Below are 17,022 nucleotides of genomic sequence, written 5' to 3' on the forward strand. Positions count from 1 at the left end.
TTCAAACGATTGTTCAATTTCCTGTTGTGCAAGCCAGTCCCTGGTACATGCACACGCGTGTGTCAAATATTGAAGAAGTATTCCGGAATCGCGACCAGATACTTGAGGTTTAACCACCATCGCAAAACCATTTTGATCGGCAAGGCAGCCATCAAGAGCAGCAGGTTGACGAACACCATATATCGCAGGAAACCCATGTGGGGGTACATCTTGCGAAAGACGGTTCCAGCAAGCAGCGGCGGAGCCACCAGGAAGTAAGCCGCAATCAATGCGAATCCGGGGGCTTCCCGTAATAAAATGTTATCCGGCAACCCGGTGTTGAGTAGGCTCAAATAGAACCATTCGGAGAGGTTCACGTTATTGAGAACTTCCAATTTGTGGACGTCCCAATACTCGAACGGCCCGAAAATGTTCCAGTTCGGTCCTCGCAGGAATGTCCCCAAGATGATCATTGCAATCCATAAGGGGAGGAACCCGAATAGGAACACGCTGACGGCAAACGGTCGTTCGTTGAACGTGTAATAACCGTTGCCCTTCTTGTTGAAATCGATATAGGGAATCGCCATCAACCCGAGCAGAATCACGGTCGGAAAGACCACCCCTGCCAGCCATGGGTCGAAGTATACCAGCATTTCCTGCAGACCGAGGAAGTACCACGGTGCTTTCGATGGGTTCGGGGTCTTTACGGCAGAGGCCGGTTCTTCGAGCGGGGCTTGAAGTGCCAAACCCCAGACGACCAGCAGCACGGTCAATAACACCATGCAGATCAGCTCGGTGTAGACCAAGTCCGGCCAGACGAGAACTTTCTCGCTGTCTTCTTTCTCGTAAAGCGGGCGACCTTCGGCGATGCGTCGGTCATTGTCGACGGCTCGCTTGAAGTACAACCAAGTGAAGAACGCCACAAGATACAACATACCGACGATCGGCACGTTGTCTGGTTTGCCGACGATCTGACGGAAGTCCCAGTCGGTCAAGGCGAGTGCCATTCCCACAGCCGAGACATTGAACAGCGTCCAGGCGACTTGCGGTTTGATCAACCATGCCCGCAGCACAATAATGCCGACGAAGAACACGATCGAGAGCGCGAAGAAGATCACTGGATTGGCCAGTGGATCGATAGCGTTCTTGACGAAACTCGGTAGCACCAAGGCGAAAGATTCGGGTTGCCCGCTGTTCACGAAGTGAGCCAGCGAGACCATCAGCAAGATCCCGGAGTAGACTCCCCAGAATGTCGCCGTCAGCACTTCCTGGCCATCCCCGAGTAAACCCAGGAGCCGTACGCGTTTATGCTCGCCAGAGCGATAGGAAATAACGGTCCACCAAGCATTGGCGATGAACAGCAGCAGGTAGAACCAGCCCAAGCCGAGGATGACACCCTGCGTCAGATTCGGATGCGGGTCGAGCATGAGGAAAGGTGTCCGTGTCCGAGTGAAAATCCGTATCAAAACAAACGAGAAGCCGAGATGTTACAGCGGCTGACTAATTCCGCCGTCTTTCCGGACTCGCCAGAAGTGAATCGCAATCAGCCCCGCTACCACTAACGGGATGGCTACGCAGTGTAAAATATAGAAGCGGTTAAGTGTCGCTTCACCGACGAACCGCCCACCTAACAACAGGAAGCGGGCATCACTGGCGGAAGTGATAAGGTCGAAGCCACCCACATTGAGTAACTGTGCCCCCGGTCCTTCACCCCCGAGCAACGGTGTTGCGCGAGCCATGTTGGAACCCACCGTAATGGCCCAAATCGCCAGTTGGTCCCAAGGCAGAAGATAACCCGTGAACGATAACAACAACGTAAGGACGAGCAGCAAAACACCGACGACCCAGTTGAATTCCCGTGGCGGTTTATAACTTCCGGTGAGAAACACGCGGTACATATGCAGCCACACGGTAATCACCATCGCGTGAGCCCCCCAACGGTGGATCTCCCGCATGATTCCCAGGGTCTGCACATCGCGGAGTGCTTGAATGTCCGTAAACGCCCACTCCAATGTCGGGCGGTAGTAGAACATCAGGAGCACGCCGGTCAGCGTTTCCACGAGGAACAGGAAGAACGTAATCCCGCCCATGCACCACGTATAAGACAACGCGATGCCTTGCCGTTTGATCGAAACGGGGTGCAGGTGCAGGAAGAAGTTGGTCAGCATCACGACCGCACGGTTCCGACGGTCGGTCGGAGCCGGGTGACGGAAGATGCTCTTCCAAATTTGCGAATTGCGGATGTACTCGCCGACGGACATACTGGGCGTCCCGGTCTGACTGAGTGAACAAAAATATCAGAGTAACGACCGCCGACCAAACAGTCGGCCGGTCACAAAGAAGTCAACGCTATACCATCGGGACGAATGAGGCTCCGTCGCTCCATTGGCCCATTTCCTGTTGGAAAGTCACACTTTTGTCGACTTCCAACAAGCCGTCGGCTCCGAGCGAAATCCCCACCCGTTCCAATGGACGCGGGGCAGGACCTTCGAAGTTCACACCGGTGATATAGAAACCCGAGCCGTGACACGGGCATTTGAATTTCTGTTCGCCTTCCAGCCAGCTCGGCGTACAACCGAGGTGGGTACACACCGATCGCAGAGCATACACCATTTGTTCGCCGTCAACGTTTGCGTTGACGACCCAAATGCCGAACTCGGCTTTGAACTTGGTGGAAACCGTATTGGCTGGGAAATCAGAAGGGCTGCCGACTTTGAAGCGGCTAGGAGGTTCAACGAGCACGTTGGGCATCATGAATCGAGCGACACCGAGCACAAAAGCGGTGGCGGCCGTCGCAAATGCGATCCAGGCCAGCACGAAGGGAGCAAGCAACACGTCGAACAGGAAGCTACGTCGTGTGGTCTCTTCGTCGGCTTTCTTAGCAGCACGCCGAGAAGCCGGTTTAACACGCTCCTTCGGCTTTTCGGCCGCCGGCTTGTTGGGAGCACCTTCGCGAGCGACTTTAATCATCTCTTGAACGCTAGGGCGTTCACCGGCCGGAGCGGCGACTTTCGCCTTTGCAGCCGGTTTTGCAGTTCCACCAGCCGCAGGTTGGGCAGCCGCTTTCGGTTTGCCACCACCGGCTGTTTCGGCTCGCAAAGCCGCCATGATGTCCTTGGTCGACTTTGGACCACCGGCCGATTTGGCGGGTGCGTCTGCAGCGGGTTTTGCGTCGGCCTTGGGTTTGCCGCCACCAGCGGCTTCGGCCCGCAATGCCGCCATGATGTCCTTGGTCGATTTCGGCTTTTCGGCCGGTTTCGACGGAGCCGCTTCCGGCGTCTCCGCTGCGGGTTGATCAGGGGCGGCTTCCTCTCCAGAGGAAGAGCCTTTCGAATCTTTCGCACGAAGTTCCGCTAGGATTTCCTGCGTCGTTTTCTTTTTACCCATAGAAAAACTCGGAGGCGCAAGCGTTGTCGACACCGGGGACAGGACACGGAGATTCTGGCAAGATCGAACTCAACTGACAACTCAAAAGAGCTTGTCAATTTGAATTTCTCAGATCCTGGAATTCTCGACGGCAGCGAATTCTCTTTCCTGAGAAGCCAAATGCCAGAGATTTGCGGTCTCAATCATAGCTAGGAACGGTCGATTCCTAGATCCTGGAAAGACATCGGCGGTTCGGCGGGAAGGTCATCGGGGTGACGTTTGATGAAATTGGTCCACTGAGTCATCAGGTTTTCGTCGACCGTGCATGACGGTTGTGGGCAGATGCTGCCGGGATCATGCCAGAGATCGACCGGAAAAATGGGCCCCTGAGGATCGCCGATTTGCTTTAAAACGCGGTCTTTGCCTGGAACTCCCAGGCCCATGAGTTTGATGGTCACTCGCCGGTCGTTCAAATCCGGCACCTCGACAAGCATCTCATGAATCGGATCCGACTGTGGTTTTTTCTCGCGGTAGAACAACGCGAGATTCAATTCCGCGCAGTAGTAGAAGGCGTATCGATCGTCGATTACATGTAACGCTTGGAGGTCGAACTCTCTGGCGAATCCTGTGAATTCACATTCGCAACAGCGAAAAACTTGGGCCCGTCGGACCGTGCCATCGGGGCGAGTGACGGGTTGCTTGCCGATCTTCTCGACTGTGCCTTTGCAGATGGGACAAGGGCCGCCGTGTCTCATGGTTCTTCCAAGTCAGATGAATGGATGCGTCCCAGGGATGTTCGATCGGCTGATGTCTCAGAAGTTCGCGGCTTGGTTGATCATTCCGAGATAGATCGACGCCACGCGGAAGATCAGCACGATGATGAACACCGCGACCATCGCCCATATTGCCCAGGCCAATGTGGACGTCATTGCCTTCAAAGCGCGACGGGCGTCTTCTTCGAATTGGGGACCGAGATGATCGAGCATTTCGGGGACAGTCCCGGATTCCTCTGCGGTTTCCACCATTTCCATGTATTCGCCGGGAAACAATCCACTGCGACGCATGGCCGACGCCAGCGGATCGCCAGACGAGACATCCGCCCAAATCTGGGGAATCGCAGAAATGTAAGCACCGTTGCTGGTTGCGTTCAAACTGGCTTCAAGACTTTCACGGATTTCCATGCCGGAGTTTTGGGTGAGTGAAAACGCCCAAGAAAACCTGGCAATCGCGAAGGATTGCATGCAACCGCCTACTACGGGGATCTTCATCAACAACGGATCGAGAAGTTTACGGCCTTGGATTGTCTTGGTGATTAGCAGATATCCGCCAATGATCGCCGCGAGTGTGCCGTAGCATGTCATCAACCAGATGATGGCCCCCACTCCACCGGACAACCCGAACGGCAAGACTGGTAACGGTTTGCTGCCGGTGCTTTGGGCGATCATGCCAAGAACCATTACCAACAACGCGATCACCCAAATCGCAGCGTTCAGTTGGAACATCGGCCAAGCGATCGCCTGCATAAAACTTCGTCGGAGTCGAACCAGGTTTTCGTAGTGCAACGCGAGACTTTTGAGAATCTCCGGCAACGCACCGGTTTTTTCGCCAACCGCGACCATGTCGATCATCAGTGGCGGAAACGCGTTGCCTTGTTCGGCCATGCTCGCAGCGACTTCGTGGCCTTCTTGCACGGCTTCGTCGATGTTGTCCAACGCGATCCGTGCACGGCGATCATGCGTGCGTTTGGCGACGACATTGAACGCCTTCCGAGCAGCCACGCCGGATTCGAGCATCGTGCCTAACTTTCGGCAGATGTTCGAAATCGTCGTCAGTCGAATTCGTCCGCCAAATCCGCGTGATGCCCGCGCAGACGTTGAGGTGTCGTTCGGGTCATCCTTAAGTTTATCGAGCGGATGGCTCAGCCGGAGTTTTTTGGGGGTGTTCTTGGAGTCGCTCGACGAACGCCTCGACACTTTGGGTGGTAAACTCGGCTCTTTCCGTCTGTGCGTCGTCATTGTCAAACCGCCGAGCCAGTGTTCCATCCCGATCGTAAACGAGGACCGCGGGCGTGGAAGCAAGATCGATTTGGTCCAGAAAATCCAAGAACGGATCACTCAGCAGAATATTGTCGGTCATCCGCCCCTGCTTCCGCAAGACTTTAAGCACAGCCTCGCGGTAATACTCGGGCGGTTTGTCGGCGATGCCGTCGTAATCACACGCGACGGTCATCCAAACGACGTCTTGATGTTTCTTCGCAAGTGCCTGAAACTTTGGCAGCTCTTCCAGGCATTTGCCACAGGTGGTTGTCCAGATGTCGATCACGACAATCTTCCCCTGATGTTTCGCAACCCGCTGTTGCACACCCTTCCAATCGGTGATGGTCAGGGAAACATCCGCCGCAGTTGCAGACGCGGTGAACCACAAACACGAGGTTGCGAGGAACAGTCGGGCGATGGAATTCATGTCGACGCCTCGAAAAATCTGATCGGTGGGAGCCTTACACGATGTTGACATCCGGGAGCAACCGCCGCAACTCTTCGACGACTTTCGGTTCGCCCAGATATGTTAAGAGCACCAGCGTTTTTAGCGTGTGGAACTTCCCCGGTTGTCGAAGTGGTGCCAAGCCGAGGATGTTCAACTGCAGCGTATCCAGGTTGAGTTCCTCAAGCGCCGGCAAACCCGTCGACTCGGCGACCGTGCGAAACACGTTACTGGAAGAGTCATCGCAGGTGATAGATAGCCGACGAAGATTCACAAGCGTCTTGGAATTCATAATCGCCGCCAGACCCGCAATACCAATGGAACAACCCCAAAGGTCTAAACTGGAGAGATTCTCTAAGGAATCGCTGTTTGCGAGCGAAATCATGGCTTCGTCGGTCAGGTGACGAGAGCCGCGTAGGTTCAATGTCTCCAGCGAATTCGTGTGGCCGCTTTCCAACAACGCTGTCAGACCGCTTGTGGAAACGAGATTGTAACTGATATCCAACCGCTTCCAGTCACACGTCGGCCAATTCTCAGCGAGTTCAACTAGCCGATCGTCATTGAATTCATTGCCGGAAAGCTCCACGTCCGTCAGTTGGCTCCACAATCGTCCCTGGGCAACTTTCTCCAGTCCTTGGATCGACGGAAGATTCATGTTGTTCAACATCAGCGTTTTCAGGTTCGGCAGCGTGTCGGCGTCCATCATGGATTCGAAGCCGGCAGTTCCGAGGCCGTTGCTGGTCAGGTTCAATTCGCGGATGTTCGTGAGGTGTTTTGATCGCAAGAACCGTTTGAGCCGCCGGGTACCCATTTGACAGGAGGTGAAGTTAAGTGCTTCGAGCCGTTCCAACCACTTCGATTCCAATAGCTCATTGAGCACCGTTTTCATCGCGTTGATTTTCATGCCGCGAATGGTCGGCACGCGATCCAACAACGCCTCGGCGTTCTGCAGATGATTCTTCGCGTTGAGCGTGACCTGCTCGACGAAACCGCGACGAAACTCATAACTGCGAATTGCCGCGACCTTCAGGTCTTTCGTCCACTTCGCCTTGTTCTTTTTGAACAGTGCGTTCTGTCGTTCTTCAAGCGGTCTGTAAGACGGATCGTAACGGTCAAGCCTCGCCAACTCGCATTGCACACGGATAAACTCACCCCGCGGATCACCCTGCTCGTCCAACCAGTCGGCGTAGATCAACCGAGGCAAATCGTTCTCGGGATCGTCCAAAATCGCTTGCAGGAATTGATCGTGCGTGCTCATTGTTGTCGATCAAAAGAGATTGTGAAGAGTGATTTTCACGTTTGGTAATAAACACCGAATCTCGTCAATCACGTGGTCTTCGCGTGCGTACCATGGAATGACCAGGGATTGAAGTTGCTGAAGGCGGTTCGGCTCGCGGAGACTATCTAAATCGTCCCATTGAATGTCTTCTTCAGTATTGAGATACAACTGTTGCAGCTTCGGCAGGCCGGTGCTGCTAGCAACGATGGGCAATACGATCTCTGGCATCAAGTTTGATGAGATGAAGAGTGTACGGAGTTGGCTTAGAGTTTGCGAATTCAATACCGCTTGGAGTCCGGCTTCGTGGATGTTGCAACCGTTTAGATTCAATGTTTCGAGACCAGACAACTCCGCGGACTCGGCTAAACGGATTATCGGGGGATCACTGATTTGGTCACACGCTCCCACATGTAGCCATTCCAAAGACGTGAGGTGACCGTTCTCCAGCAAAGACAATAAACCGCGTTCGCCGAAGCGATTGTATCCAAGATTCAATCGCTTCCATCCGCATACGGGCCAATTCTCGGCCAGCGTTTGGATTGCGTCATCATTCCAAAATTGCTGACAAAGTTCGATGGACTCCAATTGCAACCACAGCGGTCCGCGAGCAATTTCCGCTAGGCTTTGCAGGTTGGTCAATTCCGCTTCACGGCAAACAAGTGATTTTAGTCGCGGCAATTTGTCCGATTCGACTAACGCCATGAAGCCGCTCGCCGGAATGTTATTGTGGCTCAGTTCAAGTTCCCGAAGATTTCCTAGGTTTGGCGACTCAAGAAACTTCTGCGTCGAACGCCCGCCAAGTTGATTGCGGGAAAGATCCAATGAGTCAATTCGCTGTAGCCATTCCGACCGAATAAAATCATCAATCACAGGTTTAATGGAATTGACTTTTACACGCCGAATTGTCGGGATCGCATCCAGTAAAGCATCCGCATTCTGCAGATTGTTTTTCGCATTCAGCGTGACGGTTTCGATAAAGCCCCTGTGAAATTCGTAGACGAGAACGCCCGCAATCTTCCGGTCTTTCGTCCACGTGGCCTTGTGTTTCTTAAGTAGTCGATCTTGCCGTTCGATGAGCGGTAGACGATCGGGATCGAACTCGTCGAGCCTCGCCAACTCGCATTGCACGCGAATGAATTCGCCCCGCGGATCGCCCTGCTCGTCCAGCCAATCGGCGTAGATCAACCGAGGCAAATCGTTCTCGGGATCGTCAACAATCGCTTGAAGGAATTGCTCATTCGTCGACATCAGTGGCTTCTGTTTAACAACATTAGGGCAAGTGGGGCAGACATTCCTGTCTGCCGGACAAAACACCGTTAACGTTGAGTTCAGGACAGACAAGAATGCCTGCCCTTCCACAGAGCATGTTATTGTTGAGTCACCGTATGCAAGCGGTTGGAGAGTTCGACCAGTTGGGCGGGTTCGAGTTGTTCCGCACGCACGTTGGTGGCGAGGTTCATGTCTTGCAACAGTTCGCGAACTTCGTCTTTGCTGACGATCTTACGGTACATCCCCGCGAGCACCCCGGCTAAGAGTTTTCGCCGGAGTGTGAAGATTCGGCGGAGAAAATCTTGGAAGAATTCGCGATCGGAAATGCGGCTCATCGCATCGCGATCGGGAATGACTCGCACGATGGCGGAGTTCACTTTCGGCTGCGGCCAAAACACGCTGGGCGGGAGTTTGCGAAGGATTTCGACCTGACATTGCGATTGAAACCACACCGACAACGCGCTGTAATCCGACGATCGCGGTGCGGCGATCATGCGTTCGGCCAATTCGAGTTGAATCGTCGTCACCATGCATTCCCAAGACCAACCCGTGGCAAGCAGATTCGACATCACCGGTGTGCCCACGCTGTACGGCAGATTCGCAACGAGTTTCAATCGGCGAGCCTCATTGACCGCGAGTTGCTTTTCAACTTCCGCGACCACTTCATCCGCGAAATGATTCTTGTTTCGCAGGGCATCGATATTGAGCAGCGTCACGTTATCGGCATCGGTGAGCACATCACTCGCCAGCGTGTACATATTCGGATCGATCTCCACCGCGACGACATGAGCCGCTTCGCTGGCCAGGAACGATGTCATCCCGCCGGTACCGACGCCGACTTCCAGCACGACATCATCGGGATGGATTTTCGCTTGCCGGACGACAAACTCGATGATGTTGATATCGATCAAAAAGTTCTGACCCAACCGCGCATTGGGGCCGAAACCGTGTTTGCGGAACAGAGCCATCAGGCGGGTTCGCGTTTGTCGCTCGACCGGTTTCATCGGTTCTCCGCCGTTGGTGTTGCCAGCAGTTTCGCCACGTATTTGCCGAGCATGTCGGCTTCAATGTTCACGCTGTCACCCACGGCTCGCGTGCCCAATGTGGTTGCATCGAGCGTGTGGGGAATGAGGGCAACACGGAAGGAATCGGCTGTCGGGTCAACAACGGTCAGGCTCACGCCATCGACGGCAACCGAACCTTTGGAAACCATCAGCCGAGCGAGTTCGGCGGGGATTTGAAAGGTCATGAAGACCCACTCTTGGCCGTCGCTGCCGGGTTCGGTTTTGATGGCCGTCACCGTGCCTTGCCCGTCGACATGCCCTTGCACGAAATGACCGCCAAGTCGTCCGCCGACTGCCAACGATCGCTCTACATTCACAGGACCGCCCAGTGCGAGCTTGCCCAAGTTCGTTTTCGAGAGCGTTTCCGAACCGGCTTGGAATTCAAGTACGGTGCCCTCTCTCGCCACGACAGTCAGGCAACAGCCGTTAAGTGCGATGCTGGCGCCGAGATCTGTGCCGTCGGGATGATCGGGATTCGTGCAGGCGTCACCCAACGGCGTACCCGCCATCTCAATTCCCAGCCGAATCCCCGCCGATTCGTTCTGAATCCGCTGCACCCGGCCACAACCTTCGACCAATCCCGTGAACATCAACCCCACCTCAAAGGAACACTAACCACCCGAAAAAATCGTTTGACCGTCGATTGTATCGAGTGCCGAAGCGGAAATCTTCCCAGTGTGGAAACTCGAAATCGCGGTCAACTGCCGAGATGTGTGCCGAGATTGACGTTGCGAATCCTTTGGGTATCTCGGGTGGCACGCAATGACCAACGGGAAGGACGTGGATTCCGCGTTCGCCATGCCCATCGCTTCACTCTCGGACGTGCCACTTCTCACTCAGAACAAGAAGCTGTTAAGAGGTAGGTGATTGCCCAAACGGTTGACGCATCCATGGCATGCGGCGCAGAATCAGCGTGAGTCGACGGATGTTAAGTTCTTGGAAGCGTCTCGCTGATCACGGAGGTTGATGGATGATCCAGTTTTTTCTCACGCTGACGGCGTTTGCTCCGCCCATGGTCGAGGGGCTGCGACACGGACTGATTGCAAAATCGCTCCGGGAACAACAATGCTCTGTGGACATGTCTCATCACAGGTGGGTGCAAAAGGATGACGATGGCATTTTCGTCCAGGGCAGGTACGAATCGCCTCTACCACCTTGGATCGAGTTCACGCCGCTGCGGTTGCAGTATTTGCGGATTGATCGTGTGACGATTCATGCCGATACGGATGAACAAATTGCCGTCACGAAGTTCTTCCTCAAGAAGTTGCGAGGGATTCCGACACTGTCGATTTATTCCGATCAGTTCGAACTAAGTGACTTACAGGAAGTTCTCGCCGATATGCGGGTTCAGTCGCTATACCTACGGGGGATGCGTTTGCCTCGGACGGGGATTTCGGTGCTTTCACAAGACGGGCTTACTTGGCTGGGCGTGATGCATACGCAGTTTTCGAACCCGGCGATCGACGATTTACCACTGTCGCTGGAACACTTCGACGCCACCCGCACACGGATCAATGACGAAGGGTTGCCGAAGTTCGCGAAATTCACGAACCTGAAGAAACTGATCCTCCGTCGCACACCGACAACTCTGAACGCAATCATCGCACTTCGGAAGGAAATGCCCTGGTGTGAGATCGATTGGCAGCCTCTCAAGAACCCGTAGGTTCGAAGTTCCAATTTCCATGACGCAATCAACCGGCCCACGACTTCGCATTGGCATTGCTGTCGTGGAACACGCGGGGCGGTTCGTGGTAGGGGTGCGGAGTTTGCACGGTCCACAACCCGGCAAAGCCGAGTTCCCTGGCGGAAAATGCGAACCCGAAGAATCGCCCGTCGCGTGTGTCATCCGTGAATGTCGCGAGGAAACCGGTTTGGTCGTTGAACCGGTGGCGGAATTGGCAGTCGTGCGGACCACGCAACTCGAAATTCATTTCTGGCGTTGTCGAATCGATCGACAGTCGATGCACGCCGATCCCAAACTAGCCCAACCGTTTCGCTGGGTCTCGCGGGCAGAGTTGGCGGAACTCGATTTCCCGGAAGCCAACGCGGCCGTGATCTTGCAGCTGACAGCCGACTGATGCGGGGGAAACGCGGATAATCGGCAGAATCGCACGAATCCGGACGCGTGTTGATCTCTTTCCCGATTCCGGCCACCGCTCCCACGCACAGCGATTGACGGAACCTATATTTGGTCGGTTGGGAACTGTTGGAAAGTTCTCAGATCTCGTGCTGTCCCATTTCAATTCGACGCCATGTCCGCATCTACTTCCGAGCAAACGCAACTCAAGACTTGCCCGCAGTGCAATGAGACAACCGAATGGGGAGCCGCCTCATGGTGTCCCGAATGTGGTTATTATCCCGCGTTTGCCAGTCTTCCGAAAGCGGCGGCTCCGGTCATTAAAGAACCCGACGCTGAGAACGAGGAAGCGGAAGATCGCCCGTGGGAAGAACCCGATCCCGGTCCGATTTGGAAGTTGGTGCCCATTTGGGGCATTCTGTTGGTCGTCGGCATGATTGCGATGCTCGGCGTTAGTATTGCGGGGCGAGCCCTCACTGCTGCCGACGAAGGTTCCATGCGTCTTCTATGGACGCTCACGCAGTTGTTCGCGGGATTCGCCGCTGCAATTCTTGCGCATACCGCCTCGTTCATGCATGCGATTCAGAAGAACGACAAACTTTCGCCGATGGACTTTCTCCTCAAACCGAGCGAGGTCTGGAAACCGACGGTGTCGAACTTGCCCGCGACCGGCAATCGATTGTGTCTGTTCGGCTGGGGAGTGACAGCGATTTTCGGTGCCCTGATTATCGTGGGCGGAATCCGTTGGGGCGGGATGTTCGAGGATTGGGGCTTCGAAAAGTCCGCACAGAAGAACCTCGTGCAGGCCGTCGTGCAGAAGGCGCGTGAGGAACAAGCCGAGAAAGCTGCACAGGCCGGTTCGCTTGAAGAAGCCATGGAAGACTTCGTCGGCGAGGAAGAAGATGCCAAGAAAGAACCCAAACCACCCGTGTTCGAGACCGATTGCGTTGTGGTCGGGTATCGGGCGAATCAAAAGAACCAAGTGGTGATGTTGCTCTTGGGGGCCGCTCCACGGGGGCGTTTGCAGTTCGTGGGAACCTTGGCCGTCAGCGATTTACCGCCGGAAGAAGCGGATCCGTTGCGGGAACGAATCAAGAACACTCAGCACCGCGCCACACCGTTCGTCAGTCCGATGCCGATCAGCGGCAACTGGCTGCAACCGACGATGCTCGTGCGGGTTGGACATGACGACTGGACGAAAAACTTCAATATGATCCGTCCGGTCTATATGGAACTGCTCCGCGAAACAAATCTGTAAGTTCCGAATTCCGGCAAGTGGTTGGACTCGATCCGAAGACTGCGGTATCGTCGAGGAATTCCTGACGAATTCCCGCACTCGGAGAGAAAACCATGCTGAAGTTACGCCGATCGATTTGGCCGTCTGTTTGGGGCGGCCTGTTTTTGTGCATGTTGTGTGCAATGTTGCCCGCTGCGGACGGCGTTTGGACAGACCCCGAAGGAGCAGATCTGCCTGCCGACTTCCCAATTCAAGGGGAGTACCGTGGGAAATCGGTCGGCGTCCAAGTGATTGCCTTGGGTGACGGGTATCTACAAGCGGTTGTGTACGCAGGTGGTCTGCCGGGCGCCGGTTGGGACGGCAAAACGCGTGCGTTGTTCGCCGGTGAACTCAAAGACGGCAATGCGGTCTTCACCAAAGCGGAAGGCAAACGCAGCTATCTCGCTCAGAATCCGAAGCAGTTTTCCGCGTCGGCTCAGTTTCCGCCGGAAGGGCAAGATCAGTTCGAATCGCTTGAGCTGAGTGGCAAGAAACTCACTGTCACCGCTGCCGACGGTGAAACTCACACGCTCGAAAAAACGATCCGTCAAAGCAAATCGATGGGCATGCAACCGCCCAAAGGTGCGGTCCTTCTGTTTAACGGCATCCCGGAAAACTTGGATCAATGGAACGGCGGACGTTACGATCCCGAAACCGATCTTCTCAACACCGACGGTCGCGATATCCTGACCAAGGACGAGTTCAACGACTACACAATGCACCTCGAATTCCTGCTCCCATACAAACCGAAAGGTCGCGGGCAAGGTCGGGGCAACAGTGGGTTCTATCAGGTCGATCACTACGAAGTGCAAATCCTCGATAGCTTTGGCTTGGAAGGCAAGAACAACGAGTGCGGCGGCGTTTACACCATCAAAGAACCCGACGTCAACATGTGCCTCCCGCCATTGGTCTGGCAAACGTACGACGTGGAATTTACGAACGCTCGCACCAACGACGACGGCGACGTCACTGAACCCGCTCGGCTGACCGTCAAACACAACGGCGTCACGATTCACGATAATATCGAACTCGATCGTAAAACCGGCGGTTCACGTCCCGCCCCGATGGGCACGCCAGGCCCCATCAAACTCCAAGGTCACGGCAATCCCCTCCAATTCCGCAACATCTGGATTCTACCAAAGAAATCCTGATGTGAATGGCCCAACGTGTGCCACGGCTCTATGAGCCGTGCTCGTTTAAGCCGTAGGGTGCGTCGTGACGCACCGTGATTTCTTTCCGAACAGCTGAAGGCGAACGAAGTTGGGTGGCATGCCCACCGCTTGGGGTGGGCATGGGCCAGTGAGGTATTAACGCCGAATCATGTCCACGCAAAGCCGTGGACATGCCACACTTTCCGCTCTACAAATGCGAAATCCTACGTGACGCACAGTGATTCCACATGGTTACGCGGTGCATCGTGACGCACCCTACGAACGCTTCCGCTTAATCCGGCGTATCCAAGAACGGATCGAAGCCCATTCGTTCGTAAAGTTTGCCGCGTTCGCGGATGGCGTGTAACAAACGTTTGCGGTCATTGGCATGGCGTGACTGCACGATCCGTTGGCTGCCACGTAGGACCTGACCGGCACGTGTGAGGTCCTGCGAAGATTGCAATTCCGCGATGATCTGAGCCGCGTCCGCACGATACGCTTCCGTGAGAATTTCATCCGTGATCGCCATGAATTGCCGGAAACTTCCGGGGTCACCCTGCCTCGCACATCGCCCAGCGAGTTGCCGATCAATGCGGGCGGAATCGTGCAGTTCGGTGCCAATGACGTGGAGTCCTCCGAGTTCCGCCACACCAGGCCCAAGACGAATATCTGTCCCTCGCCCCGCCATGTTCGTTGCCACAGTGACCTTTCCGCGAACACCCGCTTCCGCAACGATCTCCGCTTCCCGATCAAGTTGCTTCGCGTGTAACACTTCCGGTTCGATACCGGTGGCCCGCAGTCGTTTGGCTAATTCCTCGGATTTGCTAATCGACCGTGTGCCGATCAGTACCGGTCGGCCTTGCTCGTGCAACTGGGAAACTTCAGACACCACAGCAGACCATTTCGTTTCTTCGTCGCGACACACCACGTCCGGTAGGACTTGGCGTTGGCAAGGGCGGTTTGTGGGAATTCGCACCACCGGCAAATTGTAAACCGCCCGGAATTCCCCGGCCGATGCGCTCGCCGTGCCGGTCGTGCCGCTGATGTGCTGGTACTGCAGCATCAAGTCTTGAATCGTAATTTGGGCGGCGTGTCGCGTGGGGAAGGACAGGTTCAGTTGTTCCTTCGCTTCGACCGCTTGATGAATCCCGTCCCGCCAGCGTCGTCCTTCTGCGAACCGCCCGGTTGATTCATCGACGATCACGACTTCGTCATCTCGCACAACATATTGCCGATCACGGTGGTAATCCAACAGCACGCGGACGGCCCGTTCAATGTGTTCGTACAACTCGATTTGATTGACGCTCTCAAGCCCCGAAGGTTTGATGACGGACCGCACTCGATGACGCCCATCGGCAGTCAGGCGAACCGCTTTCGTTTTGGGCTCACGTTCGAAATCTTCACGTTCGGTGAGTTCGGGTGCGAACTCCGCTGCCCAGCGAAACGCCGCCACTTTGGCCGCTCGATTTGCGGTTGGCAATGCACTCAGAATCAACGGCGTGCGGGCATCGTCGATCAAGATGCTGTCGGCTTCGTCAAGAATCAGCGTGTGCAATCGGCGTTGGAGTGGTTCTTGCAATTCGACATTCGCGTGCGATTCACCGCCGTCGAGCAAGCGACTTTTCTTGGCCAGCGGGTCGAGTGTTTGCAGCCGATCTTTGAGGAAATCGAAACCGAACTCGTTGGCGGTGCCGTAAGTGATGTCGCAGGCGTAACCCGTCCGTCGTTTCCCCGGCGGCATTTGTGCGGTGATCACGCCGACGGTCAGTCCGAGCGACTCGAACACGGGTCGCATGATGTCGGCATCGCGGGAGGCGAGGTAATCATTGGCGGTTGCCAAGTGCACGCCTTCGCCGGTAAGTGCGTGCAGATACAACGGCAAGGTCGATGTGAGCGTTTTGCCTTCGCCGGTTTCCATCTCGACAATGGCCCCGTCGACCATTGCCAATCCGCCGAGCAGTTGCACTTCGAAATGTGCCATGCCCAATCGTCGGCGGGCCGCCTCACGCACGAGTCCCGCGGCTCGGGTGACGAGATTCTTCAGCGGTTCGCCGCACTGGGCTTCATACCGCAACGCAAGGCTACGGTCTTTCAAGTCGGCGTCGGTGAGCGATTCCAACTCTGCGGCTGACCTCAACACGGTCTGGGCGACGGTACGCATCCGTCGAGACGGCGAACGCACTCCCGACCGCTTCCACAACCGCATCGTCACGTCCCTACTTGCCGGCATCGTAATGTGGCATGCCCACGTTTCTGTGGGCATGATCGGACATTCAAATGCGGATTGTTCATGCCCACACCAATCTGTGGGCATGCCTTCCGGCTATTCGATGGTACGACGCGATCACTCCGAGGAAGAGCGATAAAAATCTCTTCAGGCGGCTTCGGATTGCGTCTTCCCGGCGTAGCGACCGACAGAATTGATGCGGGCGTAAACGTCATTGAGAATCCAGTGAAACACCAGCAAGTGAATCGACTCGACCATGCCCATGTCGTCCAACGGCACATGCAGATTGTGTTGGCCGATTTCCTGCAACGTGCCCCCTTGATAACCGGTAATGCCCCAGGTTTCCAGGTTGTGCTTGTTGGCCCATTCGACAGCATTGACGATGTTCGGGCTGTTGCCGCTACCACTAATGGCGATCAACACATCCCCTGGCGAAGCCAAGTTCTTGAGTTGCTCGACGAACACGCGATCGAACCCTTCATCATTGCCCCAGGCAAGAATGTAAGGTGTGTTGTCGGTCAGGCTGAGCACTTTCAGCCGTTTGGCGTCGTCGTTGGTGAAGTCTTTGCGGTCCAACGTGCTTTTGCCGAGGTCTTCACAGAGGTGCGACGCATTCGAGCCGCTACCGCCGTTGCCGCAAATGAACACGAATCGGCCATCTTCCCAGGCACGATAGATGGAATCCGCCAAGTCGCTGGTTTGTTGGAGATCCAGCTTTTCGAACTCTTTCGCACAACGCCGCAAATATTCAGCCGGATTGAGATATGCCCCGAGCATGGCTGGTCCTTTCTCTGGTGTGGAAGACAATCCATTGTCGATCCGTTCATCGGAAACGAAAGGAGTATCTCGCCGG

General features: G+C 55.3%; 16 protein-coding genes. 4 read left to right on the forward strand and 12 right to left on the reverse strand.

Features of this window, described 5'->3' with window-relative positions; all coding sequences use genetic code 11:
• Positions 1 to 62 precede the first annotated feature (62 nt).
• From AC5DDB_RS16145 to AC5DDB_RS16190, 10 genes are all read right to left on the reverse strand, one after another.
• On the reverse strand, positions 63 to 1,406 hold the full coding sequence (locus AC5DDB_RS16145) for a hypothetical protein (protein ID WP_491740774.1): 1,344 nt from the start codon (positions 1,404 to 1,406) through the stop codon (positions 63 to 65).
• Positions 1,407 to 1,466: 60 nt separating this feature from the next.
• Positions 1,467 to 2,240: a cytochrome b N-terminal domain-containing protein gene (locus AC5DDB_RS16150; protein WP_166821617.1), complete on the reverse strand. Its 774-nt coding sequence runs from the start codon at positions 2,238 to 2,240 to the stop codon at positions 1,467 to 1,469.
• A gap of 88 nt (positions 2,241 to 2,328) precedes the next feature.
• Positions 2,329 to 3,366 (reverse strand): QcrA and Rieske domain-containing protein, encoded by a 1,038-nt coding sequence (locus AC5DDB_RS16155; RefSeq protein WP_491740775.1) that lies wholly within the window; start codon positions 3,364 to 3,366, stop codon positions 2,329 to 2,331.
• Positions 3,367 to 3,554: 188 nt separating this feature from the next.
• Positions 3,555 to 4,100 carry a hypothetical protein gene (locus AC5DDB_RS16160; RefSeq protein WP_491740776.1) on the reverse strand — a complete coding sequence of 182 codons (546 nt, stop codon included), beginning with the start codon at positions 4,098 to 4,100 and terminating at the stop codon, positions 3,555 to 3,557.
• Positions 4,101 to 4,157: 57 nt separating this feature from the next.
• Entirely contained in the window at positions 4,158 to 5,318 is a 1,161-nt protein-coding gene (locus tag AC5DDB_RS16165) for a type II secretion system F family protein (protein WP_491740777.1), read from the reverse strand.
• A complete protein-coding gene (locus tag AC5DDB_RS16170) occupies positions 5,248 to 5,808 on the reverse strand; it encodes a TlpA family protein disulfide reductase (protein ID WP_491740778.1) in 561 nt (186 codons plus the stop codon). The genes AC5DDB_RS16165 and AC5DDB_RS16170 overlap by 71 nt, the downstream gene beginning before the upstream one ends.
• Before the next feature lie 34 nt (positions 5,809 to 5,842).
• Positions 5,843 to 7,084: a TIGR02996 domain-containing protein gene (locus AC5DDB_RS16175; RefSeq protein ID WP_491740779.1), complete on the reverse strand. Its 1,242-nt coding sequence runs from the start codon at positions 7,082 to 7,084 to the stop codon at positions 5,843 to 5,845.
• Between the two features lie 9 nt (positions 7,085 to 7,093).
• Complete coding sequence (locus AC5DDB_RS16180; protein WP_491740780.1) at positions 7,094 to 8,353, reverse strand: TIGR02996 domain-containing protein; 1,260 nt, start codon at positions 8,351 to 8,353, stop codon at positions 7,094 to 7,096.
• Between the two features lie 119 nt (positions 8,354 to 8,472).
• Positions 8,473 to 9,378, reverse strand: a complete 906-nt coding sequence (rsmA, locus tag AC5DDB_RS16185) for a 16S rRNA (adenine(1518)-N(6)/adenine(1519)-N(6))-dimethyltransferase RsmA (protein ID WP_491740781.1) — start codon at positions 9,376 to 9,378, stop codon at positions 8,473 to 8,475.
• Positions 9,375 to 10,028, reverse strand: a complete 654-nt coding sequence (locus AC5DDB_RS16190) for a riboflavin synthase (RefSeq protein WP_491740782.1) — start codon at positions 10,026 to 10,028, stop codon at positions 9,375 to 9,377. Before AC5DDB_RS16190 ends, rsmA begins: the two co-directional genes overlap by 4 nt.
• A gap of 380 nt (positions 10,029 to 10,408) precedes the next feature.
• Between AC5DDB_RS16190 and AC5DDB_RS16195 the strand changes: the two genes are divergently transcribed.
• The 4 genes from AC5DDB_RS16195 to AC5DDB_RS16210 all read left to right on the forward strand — a co-directional run bounded on the left by AC5DDB_RS16195 (position 10,409) and on the right by AC5DDB_RS16210 (position 13,942).
• Positions 10,409 to 11,101, forward strand: a complete 693-nt coding sequence (locus AC5DDB_RS16195; protein WP_491740783.1) for a hypothetical protein — start codon at positions 10,409 to 10,411, stop codon at positions 11,099 to 11,101.
• A 19-nt stretch (positions 11,102 to 11,120) separates the two neighbouring features.
• The gene (locus AC5DDB_RS16200) at positions 11,121 to 11,516 is read left to right on the forward strand and encodes an NUDIX domain-containing protein (RefSeq protein WP_491740784.1); all 396 of its coding nucleotides are present in this window, start codon (positions 11,121 to 11,123) and stop codon (positions 11,514 to 11,516) included.
• A 174-nt stretch (positions 11,517 to 11,690) separates the two neighbouring features.
• A complete protein-coding gene (locus tag AC5DDB_RS16205) occupies positions 11,691 to 12,773 on the forward strand; it encodes a hypothetical protein (RefSeq protein WP_491740785.1) in 1,083 nt (360 codons plus the stop codon).
• Between the two features lie 92 nt (positions 12,774 to 12,865).
• Positions 12,866 to 13,942 (forward strand): 3-keto-disaccharide hydrolase, encoded by a 1,077-nt coding sequence (locus AC5DDB_RS16210; RefSeq protein WP_491740786.1) that lies wholly within the window; start codon positions 12,866 to 12,868, stop codon positions 13,940 to 13,942.
• A gap of 292 nt (positions 13,943 to 14,234) precedes the next feature.
• On the opposite strand, the gene AC5DDB_RS16215 is transcribed toward AC5DDB_RS16210, so the two are convergent.
• Together AC5DDB_RS16215 and AC5DDB_RS16220 are read right to left on the reverse strand one after the other, a co-directional pair.
• The gene (locus tag AC5DDB_RS16215; RefSeq protein WP_491740787.1) at positions 14,235 to 16,148 is read right to left on the reverse strand and encodes a preprotein translocase subunit SecA; all 1,914 of its coding nucleotides are present in this window, start codon (positions 16,146 to 16,148) and stop codon (positions 14,235 to 14,237) included.
• A 168-nt stretch (positions 16,149 to 16,316) separates the two neighbouring features.
• Entirely contained in the window at positions 16,317 to 16,946 is a 630-nt protein-coding gene (locus tag AC5DDB_RS16220) for a D-sedoheptulose-7-phosphate isomerase (protein WP_491740956.1), read from the reverse strand.
• Positions 16,947 to 17,022: the final 76 nt, after the last annotated feature.

Source organism: Thalassoroseus sp. (genome assembly GCF_984380535.1).

Excerpts from the sequence above, each read along its gene's own strand:
- AC5DDB_RS16145 (WP_491740774.1), bottom strand. The coding sequence starts at position 1,406 with ATGCTCGACCCGCATCCGAATCTGACGCAGGGTGTCATCCTCGGCTTG.
- AC5DDB_RS16150 (WP_166821617.1), bottom strand. The coding sequence starts at position 2,240 with ATGTCCGTCGGCGAGTACATCCGCAATTCGCAAATTTGGAAGAGCATC.
- AC5DDB_RS16155 (WP_491740775.1), bottom strand. The coding sequence starts at position 3,366 with ATGGGTAAAAAGAAAACGACGCAGGAAATCCTAGCGGAACTTCGTGCG.
- AC5DDB_RS16160 (WP_491740776.1), bottom strand. The coding sequence starts at position 4,100 with ATGAGACACGGCGGCCCTTGTCCCATCTGCAAAGGCACAGTCGAGAAG.
- AC5DDB_RS16170 (WP_491740778.1), bottom strand. The coding sequence starts at position 5,808 with ATGAATTCCATCGCCCGACTGTTCCTCGCAACCTCGTGTTTGTGGTTC.
- AC5DDB_RS16175 (WP_491740779.1), bottom strand. The coding sequence starts at position 7,084 with ATGAGCACGCACGATCAATTCCTGCAAGCGATTTTGGACGATCCCGAG.
- AC5DDB_RS16180 (WP_491740780.1), bottom strand. The coding sequence starts at position 8,353 with ATGTCGACGAATGAGCAATTCCTTCAAGCGATTGTTGACGATCCCGAG.
- rsmA (WP_491740781.1), bottom strand. The coding sequence starts at position 9,378 with ATGAAACCGGTCGAGCGACAAACGCGAACCCGCCTGATGGCTCTGTTC.
- AC5DDB_RS16190 (WP_491740782.1), bottom strand. The coding sequence starts at position 10,028 with ATGTTCACGGGATTGGTCGAAGGTTGTGGCCGGGTGCAGCGGATTCAG.
- AC5DDB_RS16195 (WP_491740783.1), top strand. The coding sequence starts at position 10,409 with ATGATCCAGTTTTTTCTCACGCTGACGGCGTTTGCTCCGCCCATGGTC.
- AC5DDB_RS16200 (WP_491740784.1), top strand. The coding sequence starts at position 11,121 with ATGACGCAATCAACCGGCCCACGACTTCGCATTGGCATTGCTGTCGTG.
- AC5DDB_RS16205 (WP_491740785.1), top strand. The coding sequence starts at position 11,691 with ATGTCCGCATCTACTTCCGAGCAAACGCAACTCAAGACTTGCCCGCAG.
- AC5DDB_RS16210 (WP_491740786.1), top strand. The coding sequence starts at position 12,866 with ATGCTGAAGTTACGCCGATCGATTTGGCCGTCTGTTTGGGGCGGCCTG.
- AC5DDB_RS16215 (WP_491740787.1), bottom strand. The coding sequence starts at position 16,148 with ATGCGGTTGTGGAAGCGGTCGGGAGTGCGTTCGCCGTCTCGACGGATG.
- AC5DDB_RS16220 (WP_491740956.1), bottom strand. The coding sequence starts at position 16,946 with ATGCTCGGGGCATATCTCAATCCGGCTGAATATTTGCGGCGTTGTGCG.